This window comes from Coprococcus hominis (ex Arizal et al. 2022), from assembly GCF_040094675.1.
Lineage (GTDB): Bacteria > Bacillota > Clostridia > Lachnospirales > Lachnospiraceae > Coprococcus_C > Coprococcus_C hominis.
This window is the reverse complement of the sequence record NZ_JBBNHG010000036.1, coordinates 48,866-70,633: the sequence shown is the minus strand read 5'-3', so window position 1 is coordinate 70,633 and position 21,768 is coordinate 48,866. Positions and strand designations below refer to the sequence as shown.

Annotated in this window: 17 protein-coding genes; all 17 read right to left on the bottom strand. The window is 43.7% G+C overall.

Annotation, left to right across the window (positions count from 1 at the left end; genetic code table 11):
- Nucleotides 1–39: 39 nt before the first annotated feature.
- Nucleotides 40–5,373 (bottom strand): LicD family protein, encoded by a 5,334-nt coding sequence (locus AAAT93_RS10895; protein WP_227573242.1) that lies wholly within the window; start codon nt 5,371–5,373, stop codon nt 40–42.
- Nucleotides 5,374–5,394: 21 nt separating this feature from the next.
- Nucleotides 5,395–7,407 (bottom strand): glycosyltransferase, encoded by a 2,013-nt coding sequence (locus AAAT93_RS10890; RefSeq protein WP_021984854.1) that lies wholly within the window; start codon nt 7,405–7,407, stop codon nt 5,395–5,397.
- A 26-nt stretch (nt 7,408–7,433) separates the two neighbouring features.
- The gene (locus AAAT93_RS10885; RefSeq protein WP_227573243.1) at nt 7,434–9,269 is read right to left on the bottom strand and encodes a motility associated factor glycosyltransferase family protein; all 1,836 of its coding nucleotides are present in this window, start codon (nt 9,267–9,269) and stop codon (nt 7,434–7,436) included.
- A 27-nt stretch (nt 9,270–9,296) separates the two neighbouring features.
- Nucleotides 9,297–9,569: a hypothetical protein gene (locus AAAT93_RS10880; protein ID WP_021984856.1), complete on the bottom strand. Its 273-nt coding sequence runs from the start codon at nt 9,567–9,569 to the stop codon at nt 9,297–9,299.
- Nucleotides 9,570–9,639: 70 nt separating this feature from the next.
- Complete coding sequence (locus AAAT93_RS10875; RefSeq protein ID WP_118545750.1) at nt 9,640–10,494, bottom strand: flagellin; 855 nt, start codon at nt 10,492–10,494, stop codon at nt 9,640–9,642.
- Between the two features lie 193 nt (nt 10,495–10,687).
- On the bottom strand, nt 10,688–11,170 hold the full coding sequence (locus AAAT93_RS10870) for a hypothetical protein (protein ID WP_021984858.1): 483 nt from the start codon (nt 11,168–11,170) through the stop codon (nt 10,688–10,690).
- A 10-nt stretch (nt 11,171–11,180) separates the two neighbouring features.
- Complete coding sequence (gene fliS / locus AAAT93_RS10865) at nt 11,181–11,573, bottom strand: flagellar export chaperone FliS (protein WP_117780850.1); 393 nt, start codon at nt 11,571–11,573, stop codon at nt 11,181–11,183.
- Between the two features lie 21 nt (nt 11,574–11,594).
- Entirely contained in the window at nt 11,595–13,511 is a 1,917-nt protein-coding gene (gene fliD, locus AAAT93_RS10860; protein ID WP_021984860.1) for a flagellar filament capping protein FliD, read from the bottom strand.
- 31 nt (nt 13,512–13,542) lie between these two features.
- A complete protein-coding gene (locus AAAT93_RS10855) occupies nt 13,543–14,007 on the bottom strand; it encodes a flagellar protein FlaG (protein WP_021984861.1) in 465 nt (154 codons plus the stop codon).
- 110 nt (nt 14,008–14,117) lie between these two features.
- Nucleotides 14,118–14,333, bottom strand: coding sequence for a carbon storage regulator CsrA (csrA, locus tag AAAT93_RS10850; protein ID WP_021984862.1), 216 nt, complete (start codon nt 14,331–14,333; stop codon nt 14,118–14,120).
- A gap of 1 nt (nt 14,334) precedes the next feature.
- A complete protein-coding gene (gene fliW / locus AAAT93_RS10845) occupies nt 14,335–14,799 on the bottom strand; it encodes a flagellar assembly protein FliW (RefSeq protein ID WP_021984863.1) in 465 nt (154 codons plus the stop codon).
- 209 nt (nt 14,800–15,008) lie between these two features.
- Complete coding sequence (gene flgL, locus AAAT93_RS10840) at nt 15,009–16,538, bottom strand: flagellar hook-associated protein FlgL (RefSeq protein WP_227573244.1); 1,530 nt, start codon at nt 16,536–16,538, stop codon at nt 15,009–15,011.
- A gap of 24 nt (nt 16,539–16,562) precedes the next feature.
- Nucleotides 16,563–18,431 (bottom strand): flagellar hook-associated protein FlgK, encoded by a 1,869-nt coding sequence (gene flgK, locus AAAT93_RS10835; RefSeq protein WP_227573246.1) that lies wholly within the window; start codon nt 18,429–18,431, stop codon nt 16,563–16,565.
- Nucleotides 18,432–18,473: 42 nt separating this feature from the next.
- Nucleotides 18,474–20,291, bottom strand: coding sequence for a flagellar hook-associated protein FlgK (gene flgK / locus AAAT93_RS10830; RefSeq protein ID WP_196020557.1), 1,818 nt, complete (start codon nt 20,289–20,291; stop codon nt 18,474–18,476).
- Nucleotides 20,292–20,312: 21 nt separating this feature from the next.
- A complete protein-coding gene (locus tag AAAT93_RS10825) occupies nt 20,313–20,840 on the bottom strand; it encodes a flagellar protein FlgN (RefSeq protein WP_021984867.1) in 528 nt (175 codons plus the stop codon).
- 13 nt (nt 20,841–20,853) lie between these two features.
- A complete protein-coding gene (gene flgM / locus AAAT93_RS10820) occupies nt 20,854–21,141 on the bottom strand; it encodes a flagellar biosynthesis anti-sigma factor FlgM (protein WP_021984868.1) in 288 nt (95 codons plus the stop codon).
- A 204-nt stretch (nt 21,142–21,345) separates the two neighbouring features.
- Complete coding sequence (locus AAAT93_RS10815) at nt 21,346–21,741, bottom strand: hypothetical protein (RefSeq protein ID WP_021984869.1); 396 nt, start codon at nt 21,739–21,741, stop codon at nt 21,346–21,348.
- Nucleotides 21,742–21,768: the final 27 nt, after the last annotated feature.

Below are 21,768 nucleotides of genomic sequence, written 5' to 3'. Positions count from 1 at the left end.
ATGCCTTCTCCTCTGCATACACAGTTTTTATATATGCTTCTACTCACACAACTCATCCATCATAAACGCATGAATCTTCTGTCCACTCCTGCCATCCGCATACATCGCAATCTCACAATATGCTTCCAGACAAGCCTGGCGGTCGAACGAATCTCCTGCACCCTGATTCTCCAGCATATGCGGCAGACTGCAAATCGCACGTTCCTCACAGCCATATCGCACCCATTTGGATAACTTCGCGTAGCCCGGTGCATGCAGCCATGCATCCGATTGTTCATAAGCGATAGCCTCTTCTTCTACACTACCATCGAGAAGATTTACACGATACAGTTTTCTCATAGGTTCATGATAGAATAAAGCGTGCGCTTCGTCAAGTCTTCGCACAAATCCACCATTTCCTCCAGACATGCAATAGCTCTGATCTTCTCGGAATGTAAGGTCTAACTCCGTATGAAACGGTGTTACTTCGCCTTTTTCTGTATCGATACACACAAATTGGTTTCCCCAGACCGGTGCCAGCACAACCTGGTTTTCTCTGCGTGCCATGCTTCCAAACGCGTGTTCCATGCACGTCTTGCCTGTCGGGTACTGATTACAGATAAATCCCGGCACACGGCAGTTATAGGAAACTGTTTCTCCTGTCATCGGATTCCACTGTACGACATTCGTTCCTGTATACGGAAACAGCCATATCGTATCCTCGTCCGCCTGCAACGCACAGGCTCCTCGATAGTATCTTGCATCGACTGACAATACCTGTAATTCCAACGTCTCACACTCGATTGCAACAACCCGGTTATCAGCCGGATTCGCCAGCATCAGATATCCGTTCCAGATTCCGCTGCCGCCGACCCGGTCTGCCCCCGCATGGTTTGATACAAGGAATTCCTGACATCCATCGACATAGTCGATTGCCTGCGTATCCATATCAAACCGTACAATATACGGATATTTATATGGAATTAAGAATGCATAGTTCCCTTCAAACCATACATTTGCAAATGCTCCCGGCTGACTGATTTTCTGCTCTAATTTGATCCGTGTAATATTTCGTTTGTCATCAATTACTAGAATCTCCTGTGCATTCGCAGGGAATACATATACATACCTCCCATGCTCAACCGCCATCCGATAATAACCACCGGATGTGTATTCTGAAAGGTTACAATAGAATCGATAGATGCCTTTCTCCAGATGATATAACTGATTGCCTGGTTCCACTTTCCATGCATCCTGTCCCTGTGGATGATATGGTGTGATCATCTCCTTGCTCCAATCTTCGTCCGCCGGTTCTCTGTGAATATAATTATCGAGCAGATACACCGGTTTCCCTGCGATTCCGAAGAGGGCAGTCACGGAAGTTCCTGCATCTCCGATATAACAATCGCTCACCGCAATCGTCTTCTCTATATCCGGTGTCGTATCATAGATTCCCCGCCCCGCTGTCAGGAAATCCTGCTTCAACTGCTCATATTCCTCTTTGTACTGACTTCTTGCTGTCGTAAATGTCTCGTCCAAAAGCGGATGCGGGCGCCATAACAAACAGACATCCTCTCTTCCGGAAAAACAATCAAATACGTAATGGAGTTTCTTAAGAAATGCCTCTGTATCTGCCAGCATACCGCCAAGACTGGTGTTGAAAAAATACACGTTTTTTCCATTCATCTTGTCCTTCCAGTCTTCGGTCACTTCCGGTGGATTCTCGCACAACTTCACAACCCGGTCAAACTTCGGAGACCCAAGTGCCAGAAGCTTCTCCCTTGGGATACACGCATCGAAATAATCCTTATGCCCCTCTGCCTGCACAATAATATAATCCGCATATATGTACGCCTTACACAACGACTGATCCTCCCCCATGCCCCCGGAAGTTGCATAATATGGCACATACACAAGCTTGTCAGTATACGTCTTCAACTTTGCTGAATAGTAGTCCGGATCGATACTTGTCACATGATTTCCATCATCATACGGGTTATGGATATAGATGATATCCGCATTTCGACTCGCCAGATCAAAATCTCGATAATCCGTAATCGGTACATAAGCCGGGAACTGTGTCCCTTCATAATGATAAGTTGTAAGTCTTCCATACGCATCCTTATCATAATACGGAATCGGTACGACATAACATTCACACCGAGGATCTTCCTTTGCTGCAAGCCAGATGCTTTCCAGACTATCCCACATGCTTGCCTTGTATGGGAGAAATACGATTGTTTTCTTCCCCTTCTCGCCTTGCTTCCATTCAGATTTATCGCAGAGACAATCTGTAAAATATCCGATTCCAATCGCGTCATCTTCTTTGATTGCTTCCCTTGAAAGTCCTATTTTCCCTGCGCTTCTTGCCTGCTGCAAATACTTTTGAAGATCACGCTCATCAAGTACACAGGTATATTCCAATCTTTTGGCACCATCCTGTATTACAAACCGGTCTGTCGCCATATCATATCCGGTATAAAAATCCTCCCGGATTTTATAGGCGTAATCATAACGCGCCTGTTCCGTATGGCAAGACATATCCTCCAAATCATATAGGATCGTATCGCAGTTATACCCCTGTAACACAAGTTTTTCATTTATGATGTTCGCATTTACCGGTCCATACCGGTCATATATACAATCATCCGGAAAATCATACTCCACGTATTCATCCTGTCCGTCCCAGCGCAATAAACGGCCTTGCGTCAATGGCACAAAATAAAAATAGGTCCCATCCCATGCACTTGCCAACCAAATCTGTCCCGGATTTCCAATCTGAAGCCATGTATATTTCTCGGTTGCAAGGTCAAACCGTAACATAAGATTCGTCTGCTGTTCTGCTATATATAACACCTCCCTGCATCTGGCATAATTACAAGCAAAGCGACATGCTTCTTCGGAAGATAATGCTGCATATTCCGCATAGATGTGTTCCAAATATGCAACGCTATATGTCTTCAGATTCACACGTACAATGTACTTATAAAGCGCAGGGATAAGATATAGTTTATCTTTGTATATAACCGAAGAAACAAACTTACATTCCTGTTCTTCATTCCGAATTCCGATCTTCTGCCAACGCCCAGACTGAATATCATAGCTCCATATTGCCTTTGCCATGTATGGAGTCACGATGATTTTCCCATCATAGCAATCCAGCTTCAACGAAAGTCCCGTCTGGTTGATTTTTTCCTCCGGGATGCTGCTCAGAATCGTAACCGTTCCATCTTCGAGTCGCATTGTGCAAAGCAAATTCATCTCATCCGGAATAAAATACATGAGATCATCCGCAATTACATACGCCCGAATATGATACGGATAATTTCCTTCTTCATTTTTCAGCATTTGAACAAGTGGCTGCCCATCCACATTTCTGGAAATTCCCATTTTCTGTAGCAATACTGGTTTTTCAAGTGTCTCCACATAGCGCGACACATACCCCGCATCCCCGCAATAAGCATCTGCAAGCTCCGCTTCCTGTTGATAGAAAAAATCTTCGTCAAAGATCCCCCACGCAGCCTTTTTATACTCCTCCACGATTTCTTTATACTGCTCGTACATTTCCGGTTCCAAAGCTGACAGTACATCCTCTGTCACAGTATTACGTCGCCAAATTAGTGCGATATCTTCTCGTTTTTCCTCAAAGAACTTTAATGTTTCTTTCAATTTCTGCAGTGCAAGCTTCCTTCCCTGAACAAAGGTTGCCGCAGATATATCATATAATATTATCTGCTTTCGTATTGTATTTCCCGACTGTATGATTTGCTTCCACGTAATCGGTAATTTTTCAAACATATTTAAATAATCTAAACTGCATACAGGAACCTCATGCACGTGAATTTTATCTTCCCATACACATTTTGTATCTTCCCCAGCAAATGCTGTCAATTTTCTGACATACGCTTCCTTTGCAGACTCGGATGGCATCCATACCTCATCCGCAAGAACAACACCCGGAACTGTACAGAAATACTTCATCGTCTGGTTGACTTTTCCGTTATCCACATTTACATCCCGCATTGTAAACCACGGAATATAGACAAGCTTGTCAGTGTATTTCTTCAGATTCCTCGCATAGAAAAACGGATGCACGCTTGTCGTATAATTACATTCATCATATGGATTCTGCGTATAGATCACATCCGGCAGCATGTGTTCAAAATCATATGCATCATAGGGTGTTACCTCCACATAATCAGGCAATAACCCACTTTCATCATGCATTTCGCCAAATCCACCCAATGCTGTCTTCTCATAATATGGAGGCAAGATTACCGTCACATGACAGGTTTTATCCGCGCGTTCCTGTCTCCACACAGCTTCGATATTCTTCCACGAGGAAGCACGATACGGCAAAATCAAAACTTCCCGTTGTATCTGGATTTGTACACGATTATCATAATTTAAAATATCCCGTACACGTTCCTGTGAGCGACTGTCTGTCAGACGTTCTTCCGGTTCTATATCCTTTTTATCAAACGTATATTCAAATGGATACTTTGGCAGATGCTCCCGCACATATGCTTCCTGTTCCGCAAAGCAAGGATAGTCATGAGATGCTCCACCCTTGATAATCCGCATATAATCGCCATACTCGTTTTGTAACATCTTGTCATATTCTGCAGATATCCAGATATCCATGTTCTCAAATCTCACCTTGATTGCATGCTGAAAACAAGTCAACGGATATGTCTTTACCCCGTATTTCGCCCAGATTGGAGCAAGCATAACGGTATCTGACTGCTCCGGCCCATATAGTGCACATACACCCTCTGCAGCTTCATACATCTGCTTTATAAGCTTCCCTTGCCGGTCAAACTTCACACCACATAATTGTTCCAGCTGTGATAACACCTGATCCAGCATTGCCTGATCCAGATTCTCATCTGACAATATCGGTTCAAAGCTTAAGATTGCTCGAAGTAATGTCTTATGTGCCTCCTGTTCTTTCTTTGTTGGCGCCATATAATCAAGCGGAAAAATGTCAATACCTGCCCCCAGATAACATTGATGATATCTTTGTAAAATATCTTCTTCAAAAGTTGGATGTCGGGTATTGATAACCCGTGTAAGCAAGTCCTCATATTCATTGTGGCAATTTAACACCGAATAATTCTGCGGCAATTCCTTTTCTGCCACTTCCAAAAACCTCATGTAATCGCCTCTCAACATGCAGATATCAAAATCATCATCCCACGGAATACATCCACCATGACGAACAGCACCAAGCAATGTTCCATAGTCTGCAAACCACCGAATATTATATTTATCGCACACTTTCGCAACATCCGAAATAACTTCAAGATTTGCTGCCCACAAACGCTTCATCAATCCAGATACATAAAAATCTTCTCGTACCTCATCATCAAAATATTCGTGTGAAAATTCCATATAAACACCTCAACTCTGTTTCTAAACCGCATAAAGCACACAAGTATCATTCACAATTCCATCATCATAATACCGTATATAAAGACGGTAATCTTCCCGAAAATCATATAATACATTCGGCAGTTTCCATAAGTTGTCATACTCTACACTTACTCGGATCGCCAACTGCGGTTTATTTGCTCGAATATGCTGTTCCATATTTCTGATAATCTCTTCTGCATATCTGGCACCCATGAGCGCAATAAATCTGACCCTTGAATCAAAAACCTCATCCAAATTGATTGTTTTTAGTATATCCGGTTCGCAAACCATAACTTCCATATCCGATGAATGAAGTGCACCACAAATTCTTTCCTTTGTCATTTGATTTGGCGCAAAAACCTCGATCGCATCTAACAAATCATAGTTATAATCAACAACTGCCTGAATACTATCCGCCTGCTCCGCTCCCAGAAATACTGCCTGAGAGAATTCTTCCATATCTAATATGTCCCAATCTGCATACGCTTTATATCTATGATCTGCGACATCTTTCACATGTCGATATTCCATACTGATCCAATAATTCAACAGTCCCGCAAGTGTACATTTTGACAAATTATCTTCACATTGTCCATACAACCATGCATATTCGCCCAACGCATGTTTAACACTCGTGATTCTGTTCACAATTGCATGATTCATGGACTCTCTGTAATTCTTTTGATAATAGGTCTCCATTGCATGATACACATTCTTCTGGTATTGAAGCTTATTTTCATACATCCTTGTTTTCTGAACAAGCATCTCTATATCTTTATCATTGGCATAATCAAGAAATCGGTTAAATGCGTACGCGTTTTTCGTACCCGGCAATACATAGTTTATATCCTCAATACGGGACACCTTGTTACATATTTCCAGAATCTGTTCCGCCCGGTTTTTCCACTGATGTTTATGGATTGCAATATCATATCCGTTTTGAGCAATCTTTCCTGCTTTATCCAGATTTAAAAGTAATTCTTTTATTATGTTTTCGAGATTATCCAAATCTTGAAAATCATAAAAACATATACTTTCTCCATCTATGAATTCCTGCTTCCAATACCCACTTTCATCGGTACAGCAAACAGCCCCGTTCAACATCGCAGTAAACACCCGTTCATGTGAGCCGTCTAAGAATAATGGCATCTTATTGATCACGATTTTTGTGTTTGTCATAATATCCAGTGCTTCTGTATAAGAAACTGCGCCATGACGCTTTATATTTTCATACTGCGCCAATTCGTCTTTCTCCCAGCCGTTTCCATAGACATGCACTTCCAGTCCTGACTTTGCCAAATGTAGTATTAGTTTTTCCCGCTGTTTCGCACGAATATATGTATCCGCAAACGCAAGTACTACAAACAATTCCAATAACTGTGCTTCTGAAAGTTCAATCCCTCCGGATCGAAGTTCCTGTATTAGAATTTCCTCTGCCGGTATGCATTCCCCCTGCATAACACGCGCAATTGTAGCATCCATGATTTTCATAATGTCTTCCGACATTTGATCCACAATTGATTTGTATTCATTTGAAGCGCTGCATGTACCAAAAAAAGCAACATCTATCTCCCGATCAGCAAACGGCTTCGGAGGTTTCTCTGATAAATTTCCTCCGTGTGGCACAAACTGCACCGCATCAATGTTCTTATAGTATTTCTGTAAAAAATTACAATGATTTCTATCAATACAGGACACAATCAAATTTCTATGTTGCTCGGCCAGCCAGTCATATCTATAATATGGATGATCCACTAGAAACAAGAAAAATAATGTGTTGGGATTTCGATTGATTGCATCATACAATACAGAGGTGATCCCAAAAAAGGACAAGACTACATCATACTCTTCGAAATAGATCGTTCGATCTAATGCATCCTTTGTGATACCACCCAAAATATCCACTCGACACCCAAGTTGGCGAAAACCATCTGCAAGATCATTCATAAAACAAGAGATTGCATCATATTGCGACTCTCCCTGAATCATCAAAATCTTCTGTATATCTCCCACTGCGCACCCTCCATTTAGTCAAATGCCTATATTTCTTTTTCGCATTGTTCAATCGTTTTTATAATATCCGCAACGCCATCAGCAATGCCAATATATAACTTCGCACTATTTTTATATATACGGATTGATTCTGCAACACTGTCCTTTTCGGTCAGATATATTGTTGTCTCATAATCATGATTTGCCTGACATGTTATTTTTTTTATCAGCTTATGCTCCTCCATGTCCGCATACCATTCATCCAAAATTCGAATTTTTTCATTTATCTTCCGTAATTTATCTTTGTCATACTGTTTATGCTCTAACATATACGCTGCCTTATCACAAACCTCTGCGCCCTCCCGCATCCGAGTTATAAGCAGTTCTATATTTTCTTTCATCTTTTGTAGTTCCTGTTTTACAAGCTCATTTCCATTTGTTGCAAAACGTCGAGGGATCGCTTCTATCATCTCTGTTATGTTGTAAACATTTTTGCAATATTGATCAATTGCCTGTTGCAACGTCATAATTCGAGTATGCCTTTTCAATGCTCCACCCTCTGTCGCATCTATAAAATCTATATCAGGATTCCGATATGCCAGATCTTCAATACTGCGAATAAATGTATAATAATCCTTCTTCGTCAGCACATCGTTTCCATAAATATCTTTCACATATAAGGTCGGACTGTTAAACGATGTATTCTGATTCAAATTCTCACCATCGGCATACTGTTTATTTCCCGTCATTGCCAGATCCTGTCCGATCATAATGATTCGTTTAAATCCCCAATCTATCGCAAGCGCCATTGCATCCAGCGCAACTGATCCGCCCGCAAAAATCTCTCCAAGTGAACTTCCGGCATCCGAAAACATCCGGCTCCATGTTCCAGAATCCGTAGAATAAAACACCAGATTTTTTGGTTTTACCATATCCAACACGGCTGTATTTGCAGTAGCATCTGCAAGAAAAAATACATCCGCAAGTCCTTCTGCCGTAAAATTCTTTAATTCTTTGTTCGTATCGACCGTAATTACAAAATCAGGCATAACCCCATGTGCCATGACTGTATTGATTGCCGAATCCACTACGATCGTAATTGCTTTTCCCTTCGCTTTCTTCAACAGATCCACATTCTTTTGCAATGACGGTCCTGCCGCTACAATGATCGCCGGTACATCCTCCGGAAAGTAATCTTTATAGTCTGCGCCACTCCGACAATTTGGAAGAAATCGCATGTTAGAAATACTGGCAAGACCAATTTGTTTACCCACTTTGATCAACGTATTTGTCTGTATTCTATAATATTCGTATTTATCCTTTATTATCTGTTTATATCGATCATAGCCTTCCGGGAATCGTGTCTGATAGATTGGAAGCGCCATATATCGATTCGTTAATTCATTTATTTCGCTGATATAACTAAGTAAAAAATCGCCAAAATCATCGGTATTCAATGACTCTACCGATATGAAAAAACGATTATTATTTAACAGTTCTGTCAGATCAATCTCCTGCATTGCAGTCATAAATATGTCCAGATCTGGCTCATATACATAAATCGCATTTCCATGCGGATTACACTCCAAAAATCTTTTTGCAAATATACCATTTGCTAACCCATACATACACAAAAACGCATTATCTGGAATTGTATCATACTCCGCCATAAGTTTTTCTGCTTCTTTAGATGGATTGTACGTAGAATTCAAATTAAAGTCCCGATCCTTACCATGATACCCAATAATAACTTCCCCGTTTTTCGCTACCGCAGTAAAAGCCCGACTTTCCTTCTGTTGCTTCGCATAGGTATAAAATGCCTCCCATAATTTTTCATTTTTTTGTTTTAATGCTTTTAAATTGTTCTCGTATATAGTGTTCATTTTATACCCTCTTACATCCCTGCATCTTTACAATATATCTAATAACTCTACCAACTCGTACGTAATCAAATCCGCAAGCAACGTACCATCCTCTTCTTCCATCGCTGACAAAATCGGTGACAACGCATCCGTAATTAACCGCTGTTGCAATGCCTCATCCTGGATACCTGACGCAATTAGCGATAAGTTTGGAATCACACCATTCATCGCAGCTATCCCATCCGATACACGCCCCTGATATAAGATATCTGCAATCGTAAGCAATGTTTCTTTTGTATCCTGTATTAATTCCTGTTCCATAAAAACCTCCTTATACAAAATATGGCTGACTCGCAAGCGAGCCAGCCAATAAATTGTCAATAATATGAAATTACTGAAGTAATGAAAGTACACCCTGTGTAGACTGATTTGCCTGAGCCAACATGGACTGTGCAGCCTGCTGAAGAATGTTATTCTTCGTGTAGTTGGTCATCTCTGTAGCCATATCAGTATCACGAATCTGTGATTCTGCAGATGTCAGGTTCTCTGAGTAGTTCTCGAGGTTATCGATTGTGTACTCAAGTCTGTTCTGCTTAGCACCAAGTTCAGATCTAGCAGCAGATACAACCTTGATAGCTGAAGTGATAAGAGACATAGCTTCTGAAGCCTTTGAATGTGTATACATGTTCAACACATTACCAGCTGATGATGTGTTTCCTGCAACTACAGAACCTTTCGCACCAAACAAGATAGAAGCACTCATCTTCTTGATTGTGATCTCCATGTTCTCGCCCTTAACGGCACCAACCTGAAGCTGCTTTCCAGAGAAGTGACCATTCAAAAGCTTTGTACCGTTGAATGCAGCCTTTGTAGAGATAGAATCGATCTCCTTTGCAAGTTCGCCCATCTCATCCTGGATTGCCTTACGATCTACAGATGCGTTTACATCGTTGGCTGCCTTTGTAGCAAGCTCACCCATACGCTGAAGGATGCTGTGGATCTCACTCATGTTTCCTTCTGCTGTCTGGATAAGAGATACGCCATCCTCAGCGTTCTTAACTGACTGGTTGATACCTCTGATCTGGTTTCTCATCTTCTCACTGATGGAAAGACCTGCTGCGTCATCAGCTGCTCTGTTAACCTGATATCCGGAAGACAACTTCTCAGTTGACTTAGATACTGCCTTAACATTAGCGCCCAACATTCTGTTTGTGTTTGCTGCCTGCAAATTGTGCTGTACTACCATAATAATTCCTCCTTGAATTTATTCCCGCATCCTTGCGAGAAGTACTGGGGCACCGCCCCGTGAATAGTATGTATGTTAGAACCCGTTCTGGGTAGTAACCTTGGTTGAATCTGTAGGAACTTGTCTTGTTTGTTCCTTACACCTTATATATCGGACTGGAAATTATATCCTTAACCCTTTTTATAAAGTTTTTTTATTTTTTTCTGTCATAGAGCAAAGAGTCATTCACCATGCCGTTTGCCATAGACTTATAATACTTGTTTGCCACTGTTTTGGACTGTTTCATCTGGCGCACGCCCTGGAATTTCGCGGAGAATACCTGTTCCATCACTGCCCGGTTCCGCTCCTCCACGGCTTCGATCTGCATACCGAGATCCACACAGGTACGAATCAGATTCTGTATTGCAAGCAATTCATCTCTGTAAACCACCGGATCCCGCTGGATCTCAATCCGTACACGATCATAGACAGAAGAAAACCCTTTATCGATCTCATTGAGGTTGTCGATCAAAACATCCTTCTTCTCAACAAGCTCCGAAAACTGTTCCTCGTCAAACTTCTCCGCTGTGGCAATCACTGACTGCTCATTTGTAAGCTTCCAAATCTCTGTCAGATATCGCTGTTTCCGTTCCAGTGATTCACGCATGATATTCACATAAGTTCCGGTCTGATCCATATCTTACCTCCTAGCTCAGTGATAGCTGCGGTCCTTTGGCTTTCGTCATAACTTCCTTCCACACATCCCGCATGCCACGAAGCTCTTCTAACGCTCTCTCCAGAAGCTCCATGTCTTTCTTCATGTTTGCCTCCGTCAAAAGTGCAAAGATATAATCATACATACGCTTGAAGTCCTCGGCAACCGGATATTTCATATTCAGCGTCGATGTCAGTTCCACGATAATATTCCGGCATTTCTGGATGTTCGTATTTACTTTCTCATAGTCGTTCTTCTCAAGTCCCACAATTGCAATATTACAGAACTTAACCGCGCCTTCGTATAACATCAACGTAAGTTCTGCCGGTGTTGCTGTCTCGATACGGTTGTTTCCATATGCCTTTGCTGCTGTGTTATATGCCATTTATATAACCCCTCCGTCTATTTATGATGCACTTCCGAACAAGGATGACAGATATGACTGCTGACTCTGCAGCTTTGCCATCGCAGATTCCATCTTCGAGAACTGATCATAATACTTATCTTCAAGATTCTGGAGCTTTTCATCCCACTTATCGATGTCATCATCATAATCATCGATCTCGCTATCCAGCGTCTTGTCATTGTAGAACGTCTGTGTGCTTCGCACACCTTCGATACGTGTCATGGATTTCCGCAGATAATCATACATCTGTGTACCAACACCAGAGGTACTCGTAGTTCCGCCGATCACCTGTCCTACGATATCACTTCCACTTTCCAGCAGATTCTTCAACGTATTCGTCTCAGAAGAGTACTGGTCATCATCCTCATCACCGAGGATATGAAGCTTGCCGTTCTCTGTATAATCACCGGTCACGATACCAAGGGAAGCCAAGGTCATCGTCTTCGTACTTCCATCTGCCATTGTTACCTGCACGCCCTGATTCAAGGTCGTACGCATGCCGGAAAGCAGTGTCTGCAATGTAGAATCCCGTCGCAGCAATCCCTGCTTTGCCTTCTCTTCCCACTTCTCGATCTGCGTATCGGACAGCTTGCTTCTCTCATCCTCAGTTAAGGCATCATAGCCGGCATCTTTTTCGTTATAATATTTATTCATCTCGTCAATCAGTTCATTATATGACTTGATGAAATTTTTGATTGTGTTATATGCACTGTCAACATCCGCAGCAACCTCGACATTGACTACAGAGTCTGTCTTTGCCTTTGCTGTGATCGTAAGACCGTTGACTGTCAATGTATTACTGTCACTCGTGTATTTTACATTGTTATAGTAGATAATCGCATCTCTTGCGTCTACCTTTTCTGCCTTGCTTCCAAGTCCTAGAGCTTCCAATGCACTGCTGTCACTGGATGTGATATTGAAATCATTCGCAGCACCGGTCTTCGACGCATTGAGATAAAATCTTCCATGGGATGCATCGAAGCTTGCAGAGACACCCATCTTAGAAAGTGCTGTCGTGAAATCATTGATGGTTGACTTGTCATCTACAACAAAATCCTTGCCATTGACTGAGAATGTTGTTCCAACCTTAATACCCAGATCTGCAAGCTTGGTCGAGGTTGAGATATCGGTACTTGTAAAGTCCTGCTTTACCTTTGCCGTGAAGCCGGCACTCATTGTATTGCTGTCCGCATCACCCTTCTCATATCCAACTTCTCCAGACATACCAAGTGCTGCGCTTTCAATCGTGTAAATCTCCCCGGCCTTTGTACCATCATCCAGTGTCTTTTCTGAACTATTTGTAAAGACAAGCTTACCATCTTTAAGACTCGCCTGAAGATTCTCATATCCGGAAGTAGCTTTTAGCTTTGCATTCAATGCACTGATGCTTTCGACTCCGTTATCTCCGCTTCCTCCAAGCTCAAGTTCGAGAGCAGGAATCACATCGTTTCCTGCCGAGATCGTAATCTTCTGACCTGCAAGACCTAGATTCGCCCCTTGTGCATCTACCATGTCCGCAAACTTCGTAGACAGTCCGGCATCATTATAGGTTGTGTAAGACTTGCCATATGCCTTGATATTGTCTCCGGTCAGATAGGCTGACGATGCTGTCTGCTCGACGGAAACCGAATGTGTACCATTTGTCGCTCCGGAACCGGCTTTGACGGATACCTTTGTCTCATCACTGGCCGTTGCCTTCTTCGTTTTATAGTTGCTGACCGTCTTAAATGCAGAAAGCTGCGTCTTGTAGAAGTTATAAATCTTCGTATTTAATCCGCTCCAGATCTCTTTCTTCCACTCGACGTCCTGCTTCTTCTGTTTGATTTTATTTACTTTTTCAGAGCTGGCGCTGACCAGTTCCTTTACCATGCTCTCTGTATCCATGCCGGATACGAGGCCTGTCATACGCATTGCCATAACAAATACCTCCTAATCAGGGTATCGCCCCCTACCTTCTCTCATCAACCAGAAGACCTGCCATCTCCCATGCCTTTGCAAGCATATCGAGTGTCTTCTCCGGCGGAATCTCACGGATAACTTCATCGGTGTCACTATCTGTAACGGTGATGGAAATCCGGTTTGTATCCTCATGATACTTGAAGCTGAGCTGTGTATGATGCATTGGACTTGCCTGTTTCACTGTCTTGTTCAGATCATCGACTGCTGCCTTGATCTTGTCCGGTGCCACTTCCTGATCCGTCTGTACCGCACCGCGATCCTGTTGCTGTCCCGGCTGGCCGTTGTTATTGCTGTTGCCCTTTCCACCGATCGGCGGTAAGCTTGCAACCTGTACCTGCTGCTGCCCGGCAGTACTGCCTGTGTTCACATCCACCGTCTCAGACTGCGGACGTGTCACTCTTGTCTGTGAACTTACATTTAAGGCTCCTACGCCTCCGATTCCATCCATTCCCATAATCTATACGCCTCCTTGCGTGAACCTTGTATGCCTTCCATCCATGAACGGCATACGCCTATAGTTTCCTATTAGTTGTATCGTCAACTAATCACTCATACTTTACCACTTTATAAGAGTTTTTTCAAACTTTCTACGTCGAGATTCGCCACAGCTTCGCGGTTTTCTTCCTGAATCTGTGCGTAGATTTCCTTGCGGTAGACAGGCACACTCTTCGGTGCGGAGATACCGATCTTGACCTGATCGCCCTTCGCCTCGAGCACAGTGATCTCAATGTTATTGCCTATCACGATGGATTCGCCTTGTTTTCTGGATAGTGCTAACATATTACTCACCTGCCTTTTCTTTCATCTTCTGGATTGCCTCGTAGGCATTGAATTTCACCTTGTAATCTTCGTTCTCTACGATCACCTGAATGGCTTTTCTGCCCTCTGTGTTGATGATGATCGGAGCCTTCAGATTCGCTGTCATCTTCGTTAAGTCCGAAGGAATCGACAATGTGACAAACATCAGAATATCTGCATCTGCAGGATCACCGATGTTCTTCATCAGCTCGTCCTCCACGATCGGACCGTAATCATCAATCAGTTCAGATGGATGGATGATCGGAAGTGCCAATGCAGGCTCCTCCATCGACTGTAACCAGCTGATCTTCGAACGCTCCTCGCGGTCGCTGTCATAAATAATCGCAAATTTCTTTAAATTTTCAAAACCGATCAGCCCCATTGGGAACTCCAGGATCTTGTCCTCCGCGATGTCGACGGTTCCAAATAATCTTGTTTCTGCTACCATGCTTTATCCCTCCTCTAAAATTAGAAATCGTTCCTCATCATATGTATACAATAATAACGATTTCTCCGTTCTTCGAACTCTCGAATTCGTAACAGACATGCGCATTCCGGGCTATCGCCCTACATGCTTATGTCTGTTTATCCGTCATATAAATAAGCAGCTCCGCCTGCAAGCAGTCTCGCTGCTTATTTGCATGACGGAATTATTTTCTACAAATAATCAATCAACGATGCTCTGACCAGATTGCTCGTAGCTGCAAGCGCTGCCTCATATACGACGTTGGCCTCCTTGAAGTTCAGCGCTGCCTCTTCTGTGCTCACATCCTCATTTTCAGACTTCAATTCCTTGAATGTGCTGTACTGCTCTGTCACGCGAGTTCTGATCATGTCAAGCTTTGTCATGCGGCTTCCGACATCGGACTGGATGGCAGATACCTGATCCATATAGCCCTGGAAGTTCGTGATATTCTTCGCAAATGTCTTCTGCATCGTCTCTTTCTTGATTGCAATTTCGACGTTGATATCTTCCAGCATGGCGTTAATCTGCTTTACCGCATCATCATTCGACACATACTGGGTATCTGTAAGCATATTCTTTAACTTCTTCTCTGTCTTTTCCGCTGCATCTAACTCCTGCAGCGTATAGATCAGATCGTTGATGTTGTTGCTCATATCATCGTTGATAATATTTTTGCCTTCCGTATTAACCTGAATACTCTGGCTGAAATTCACTTCATAATAAATCGACTGTGTCCGGTCATAGGTATCATAATCTACCGTCTTAATGCTGCCATCCGACTGCTCGGTGTACTGCGTACAGTCAAAATAATGCTCCGGGCGGAGGTCGCCTGCTTCGAATTTATTTTTCGCGTAGTCAACTACGATATCGTCTGCCTGCTTGAGTGTGTTATACACGTTCTCACCGAAGATAATCTCGCCGGTCTCCTCGATGATGTTGATTTCATCCGGTCCAACCTGATAATACGTATCTGCATCCGCCGTTGTCTTCACCGTCTGGGTAAATCCACTCAGATCGATCGTGTTACCATTTGCGTCCAGTGCTTTCAGGGAAAGTGCTGCATTGCCCTGACTATCCTTACTTGAAATGCCCTCATATGCCAGATTCAGGCGATAGACCTGTTCCTTGTCCGGCTTTACATAGGTACTTGTGCCTGCCAGAATCCCATCTACATCTTCATTGTTCACGCCGTTTAATACGACCGTTTTCATATCCAGATCATCCGCATTCAGATGCTGTGTGATCTTATAAGAATATTTCTTGATATCCTCTGTCTCGTTAAATGCCAGAGAACGATCCGTCTTATAGCCAGAGAAAATATAACGTCCAGCGTAGGTTGAATTTCCCTCACTGTTGATCATATCCTGCATCTCTTTTAACACATCAATGATCGCGCTTCGGTCGGAGGTATGGAACGAATCCGTCGAGCCCTGTGTACAATAGCTCTGGATATCTTCGAGTCGTGAAGTGATGTTGTCCAGAGAGGTTGTCGTAATCTTCAGCCACGACTCTGCATCACCAATATTCTTATCCTTGTACTGTTCCAGCTGCGTTACCATCGTACGAAGCTTTAAAGCACGCACAGCAACAACCGGATCTTCGGATGCCTTTGTAATTTTCTTTCCCGTCTCCATCTGCGTTGTGCGGTTGTCCACATTTGCCATCGTCTTCTGCATATTCCGCAGAGAGTTATTGGAGATCATCTGATTTGTAATTCTCATATTCCTACCTCCAAGGCGTCAGCCTTATACACCAGTCTCGTTAATCAGTTTGTCATATACTTCATTCAATACAGATATTACCTTAGATGCCAGCCGGTACAGTTCCTGGAACTTCGTCAGATTCGAACCTTCCTCGTTCTTATCGACACCGGAAATAGATGCTCTCTGGTTATCAATCGTGTATCGGATATCATCCTGATTTGCTGCAAATACCTCATTTTTCTTTGTATCGACCGCCATGTTCGTTGTGATTGCCTGCAGGAAATGTGAGACATTACCCTGCTGGAACATCGATGTATCCGTCAGTCCAGCCATCATCTTTTCTAAGATGCCCCTTGCCTCTATGTTGCCCTGATCGATATCTTCCTTGTAAGACACAACAATCTTCTTCGGATTGGTCTTCCACTGCTGGTTCAGCTCCCAGTTCAGTCCGTTCAGACGGTAATAGCTGTCGTCGCCGGAAGAAATCGTTCCAGTTCCCTGCATGCTGCCCTTCAATACGAAATCGTGTCCATCCGGTGCCTGTGCGGTAAATGCATCAAGTCCCGGATTTCCATCGGCATCGGCACCCGCGCTTGTCAGGTCGTTCATGTACTTGGAGAATACACGCACCAGCTCGTTTAACTTTGCCTGATAATACGGAATACCCTTTGTCATATTTTTGACGCCAATCTGTGCCTGACGTCCGTCGATACCTGTCGGGAAGATAGCTGTTACTTCCGCATTCTTCTCATCAATCATCGTCATATTTTTAAATGTAAAGTTATTCAGCTTTCCGGCTGCATCATACTCGGCCGTCCAGCCGTCGTACAGATAATCTTTACCGTTCAGGGTAATTGTTCCCTCGCTTGGAATGTTCAGATCTTTCATGGCAACACTCTCTGCAAGCGATACTGTCACTTCCGGTGGATTGTCCGATACAGCAGTTGTTTTTCCGGAAAATACCTCACCATTGTTGCCGTCACGGATGTTGAACAGACCTGCGATTCTTCCGGTTGTATTCGCCGTATTGAAGAATTCTCCCGCAGTATCATCCGCGTTCTTCCAATAAATATCAACCAGACCATCCTGATCGTTCTGGTTCACCTTCTGCTCCCGTGGAACTATGGTCAGTTCATTGTAACCAAGCTCATCGACCAGGATTTCACCATTAATACGGATCGTCAGAGTCTTGGCATTTGCTTCGACCTGATCATTTCCCACACCATACATGATGCTTCGCTCGTCCACATCAACATTGATATATTCGGATAATGTGTCGATACATACGCCCCGCTTATCACGCAGGTCGTTTGCATTTCCACCCTTTAATTCGACTGTGATAATCTCCTGTGTCAACTCGTAGATCTGCTTTGCAAGCGAGTTCACTTCGCTGACTGCAAGTTCAACCTCATCGTTGATCGTCTTCTGCGTCGATTGGAAATTGCTTGCAAGCTCATTCACCATGTCTGTGAAAGAATCTGCCGTAAGCGCAAAGGAGATTCGCGTTGTATAATCGGCTGGCTTTGTCGAGAGATCCTGCATAGCATCGGACATCTCTGCCATCCATTTTGTATAGCCTGCCTCGGAAGTCATTTCGTTCATATACGTCTGTAACTGTTCGAGATTGGCATGCTGTGAATTGTACTGACTGTACTTGGAATTTGCAGACCAGTATTTCGTGTCGTAATATGCATTTCTCTGACGTTCTACGGCTGAAGCGGTAATACCGGTTCCCATCATACCATACGTCTTGTTCAGACGTAAGGCGTCCGATGCGGAAGCCTGCACGTTCTGTCTGGAATATCCTTTTGTATCCGCATTGGATATATTGTGCGCGGTTGTATTCAGCGCCGTCTGGAAATATGTCAGTCCCGAAAGACCTGTATTGAGTCCTAAAAATGTAGATGGCATCGCTTCCACTCCTTCTTTGTCAATTGCGAATTATCGTTTCTTTTATGCACCCAGCTTCTCGATCAGATAAGCAATCATCTCGGATACGGTGTTGATGTATCGGGAGGACGCATTATATGCATGCTGGAATTTGATCATACTGGATAACTCCTCATCAGAGGATACGCCAAGCAGCTGCTGTCTCGTATTCTCGGCGTCGGACACTGCCTGCTGTCCGGTTTCCATCATGGATTTGTATGTGTAACCACGGTCCGACAGATCATCCATCATACCGCTGTAATAATCTTTGTAATTGCACTGCACCAGAGAATTCGGGCTGACCGTTGCGAACTTATCGTTCCACCGTGCCAGCAACTCATCTGCGATCGTCTGTGCCTCCTCACCCGATACACGGGAGAGTGGAAGCAGGGACGGATTCTGTAACAGCTTCTCGTTCACCTTCAGGTTTCCGATCGTATAAAGCGAATAGAAATCGTCCGGATTTTCTTCGTTATATACCTTGAACGTCTGTGTCGTTCCATCTGCCAGCGTCAGTGTACGCTCTGTGTACCGCTCCACGCTGTTTCGCGTAAACAACTCGGTGCCCGGATACTCATTACCTGAACCCATGCCGATACCTGCAGTATCCTCGTCCAACACCTTTACGGTAGAACCATCTGCCAGCGTCACGGTTTTGTTCGGACACAACGTATCGTTGATCTGTGTCACCATCGCATGAATCAGCACATCAAACTGTGCCTCCAGATTCGTAATCGTGTATGGTTCCACATACGTATTAAAATATTCCAGATCTTTTACATAATCTTTGACGTCCTGCTCGTACTGCGCCATCGCCGTCTGATAATCCGCATTGTTAGCAAAATCTTTCTCCAGCGGTTTCGTCGGCTTTGTCGGTACGTCCGTGTAGTTACTGATAAAATAACCCCGCGACATCATAAGACCATTCAGAGAACCGATATCGCTGTTACTGTCCGCGGTCGGTACCCGGTTTATATTAAACAAAGGATCGCCATCCTGCTCCCATACCGGCATCAGGAAGTCCGTCGAAGAACCTGTGAATCCGTAATTCTGCTGATATTTCTCATTCTCACACACCTTCTGTGTCGTCAGTGTGTAGGTTCTTCCAAGCGTAACCAGTGTATGTCCTTCCAGATACACCTCTACCGTACCGTCTTCGTTGTTTACAACTTCGGTATTCACAATAGAAGAAAGCTTATCAAGTGCCTGATTCCGCTTGTCCTTTAAGTCATTTGCTTTTTCCACATTTCCTGCCTCAACCGCACGGATCTGCTGGTTGAGTTCATAGATGGTAGATGCAAGATCATTGACTGTCTTGACTTGATCCTTGATCTCCGTGTTCAGATTCCGCTGATACTCGATCAGACTGGAACGTATCGTCTGCACACGATCGATCAGGGTGAGTGCATTGGAGATAAAGGAGCTCCGCGTTACGATACTGTTCGACTCCTTCTGCAGCTCCTGCATGGATGTCCACATATCGTTTAACGTCGTGTTAAAATCCTTACCCTCTAACTCACCGAAATAATTCTCTATCTCTGAGACGGTTTCATACTGCGCCTTGTAGTAGCTCATACGCCCGCTCTCTGTGCGGTAGGTATCATCTGCAAACTGGTCGCGCACCTGTCGGATCTGCGCCGTTACAACTCCCATACCTACGTTATTGATATAATATGAGTCCGTTGCGACTCTGTTATATGACTGGTCTGTCAGGAGTACCTGCTGTCTGGTATAGCCCTCAGTCTGTGTATTTATTAAATTATGTGCGGTTGCATTTAACGCATATTGACTTGTCTGAAGTCCTGTTACGCCAACGGACAACCGTCCCATCGTTCCTGCCATACGTTTACTCCCTTATTCCCGTTAATTCTGTACATCAAATCTGCCCGGTACATCGGCACCGCCTGCATATGCAGCGTTGCTCTTGAACATCTCTTTCGAATACTCTGCCGTCTCCGGCGCCCGGTTTAAATTCTGCATCAGATTGATGTTATACTCGATCATTTCAAGTGCATCCTGAATCAGATTCTGATTATGTCCGTTTACTTCCCGCACCTTCCGTGCAAGCTTCGCCAGCTTCTCGTTGATCGCAAGCAGCGGATCATGGAATTCCGGCTGTCCTTCCAGAAATGTAACAACGTCCATCACCTTGACATCATCTGGTCGTTTGCCTAAGATATTCGCTACATTTGTCATTGTCTCGCGCCGTCTGTGTTCCACGCTTGCAAGCGCATCTGCCAGACGCTGCTCCTTCTCGGTTGTCTCAGACAGACGGTCAAGATTGTTCGATACAATCGCACCCGTCTTCTCCATCGACACCTGCAGAAGCTGCTCATACAATGCATACTCATCATTCAATTCCGTAATCAGATTCTCAATTATACTTGCCATGTCGCATCCTCTTTTAGATATTTGTCTTGCTGTAACTGTCCAGTAATTTCTGTGCGAAATCATCCACGCTCACATCATATGTGCCGTTGTCAATCCGGCGCTTCAGATCCTGAATCTTGGACTCTCTGACATCTGGTGTATTGCCCAGTGCTGTCTTTGCTGTCTGCATATCTTTTCCCATGCTTGAGAAAGATACCTGATCCAAAAAGCTTCCTGATCCGGTTGTTCCAGAAGTCTTCGTCTTCTTGGTGCCTGTGTTGCCATAAATCTGACTGATCATATTATAGGTTCCTATTCTCATTGCTTCTCCCTCCTTTTTCTTATCTTTCGCAAGCCGCAGTCTCCTGCAATTACGATTCTTCAATATGAATATCGGAAGTTTTCCCTGTATCATAACCCTTTTTATGTAAAAAAAGACACATGCACCAGCATTTGTGCATATGTCTCTTCTCTGTTTTATGTATTTTATACAGAAGCAATCCCTGCCTGCTTTTCATCCACTGGATTAGTCAAGAAATCGCATCTTACCAGCGGAACTCTTCCGAACCGCCTGCTGGCGTTCCCGCTTGTAAGCGTTTGTCATCGCATCTGCCAGTCCGCCTGCACACTCCTTACAGAATCTTCCGCTGTGGATCATCTTGCCGCAGCGCTCACATTCCAGACCAACCAGAGAATCATCGGTAAAGGATAAACGTTCCTCGCGCACCCAGTATTTGATCTGCTTGATCGTAACATCACACGCTTCCGCTACCTGATTGATATTCTCGCGTGGATTCTCCTCGATATATTTCTTTACTTTCTGAAACTTCTCTTCCAGCTTTTCTTTACATGCAGGGCACAGCTTTTCGCCCGCAATATAATTAAATAACTTCTTACAGTTTCTGCAATTCATCAGTTCCATGATTTGTTCCTCCCTCTATCTATTCTG

Coding starts and splice junctions, on each gene's coding strand:
- AAAT93_RS10825 (WP_021984867.1), bottom strand. CDS start 20,840: ATGGCAAGTATAATTGAGAATCTGATTACGGAATTGAATGATGAGTAT.
- AAAT93_RS10895 (WP_227573242.1), bottom strand. CDS start 5,373: ATGGAATTTTCACACGAATATTTTGATGATGAGGTACGAGAAGATTTT.
- flgK (WP_227573246.1), bottom strand. CDS start 18,431: ATGCCATCTACATTTTTAGGACTCAATACAGGTCTTTCGGGACTGACA.
- flgL (WP_227573244.1), bottom strand. CDS start 16,538: ATGAGAATTACAAATCAGATGATCTCCAATAACTCTCTGCGGAATATG.
- AAAT93_RS10815 (WP_021984869.1), bottom strand. CDS start 21,741: ATGGAACTGATGAATTGCAGAAACTGTAAGAAGTTATTTAATTATATT.
- fliS (WP_117780850.1), bottom strand. CDS start 11,573: ATGGCATATAACACAGCAGCAAAGGCATATGGAAACAACCGTATCGAG.
- AAAT93_RS10885 (WP_227573243.1), bottom strand. CDS start 9,269: ATGAACACTATATACGAGAACAATTTAAAAGCATTAAAACAAAAAAAT.
- flgM (WP_021984868.1), bottom strand. CDS start 21,141: ATGAGAATAGGAACCTATAATATGATCAGTCAGATTTATGGCAACACA.
- fliW (WP_021984863.1), bottom strand. CDS start 14,799: ATGGTAGCAGAAACAAGATTATTTGGAACCGTCGACATCGCGGAGGAC.
- AAAT93_RS10870 (WP_021984858.1), bottom strand. CDS start 11,170: ATGGATCAGACCGGAACTTATGTGAATATCATGCGTGAATCACTGGAA.
- csrA (WP_021984862.1), bottom strand. CDS start 14,333: ATGTTAGCACTATCCAGAAAACAAGGCGAATCCATCGTGATAGGCAAT.
- AAAT93_RS10875 (WP_118545750.1), bottom strand. CDS start 10,494: ATGGTAGTACAGCACAATTTGCAGGCAGCAAACACAAACAGAATGTTG.
- fliD (WP_021984860.1), bottom strand. CDS start 13,511: ATGGCAATGCGTATGACAGGCCTCGTATCCGGCATGGATACAGAGAGC.
- AAAT93_RS10880 (WP_021984856.1), bottom strand. CDS start 9,569: ATGGAACAGGAATTAATACAGGATACAAAAGAAACATTGCTTACGATT.
- flgK (WP_196020557.1), bottom strand. CDS start 20,291: ATGGCAGGAACGATGGGACGGTTGTCCGTTGGCGTAACAGGACTTCAG.
- AAAT93_RS10855 (WP_021984861.1), bottom strand. CDS start 14,007: ATGGGAATGGATGGAATCGGAGGCGTAGGAGCCTTAAATGTAAGTTCA.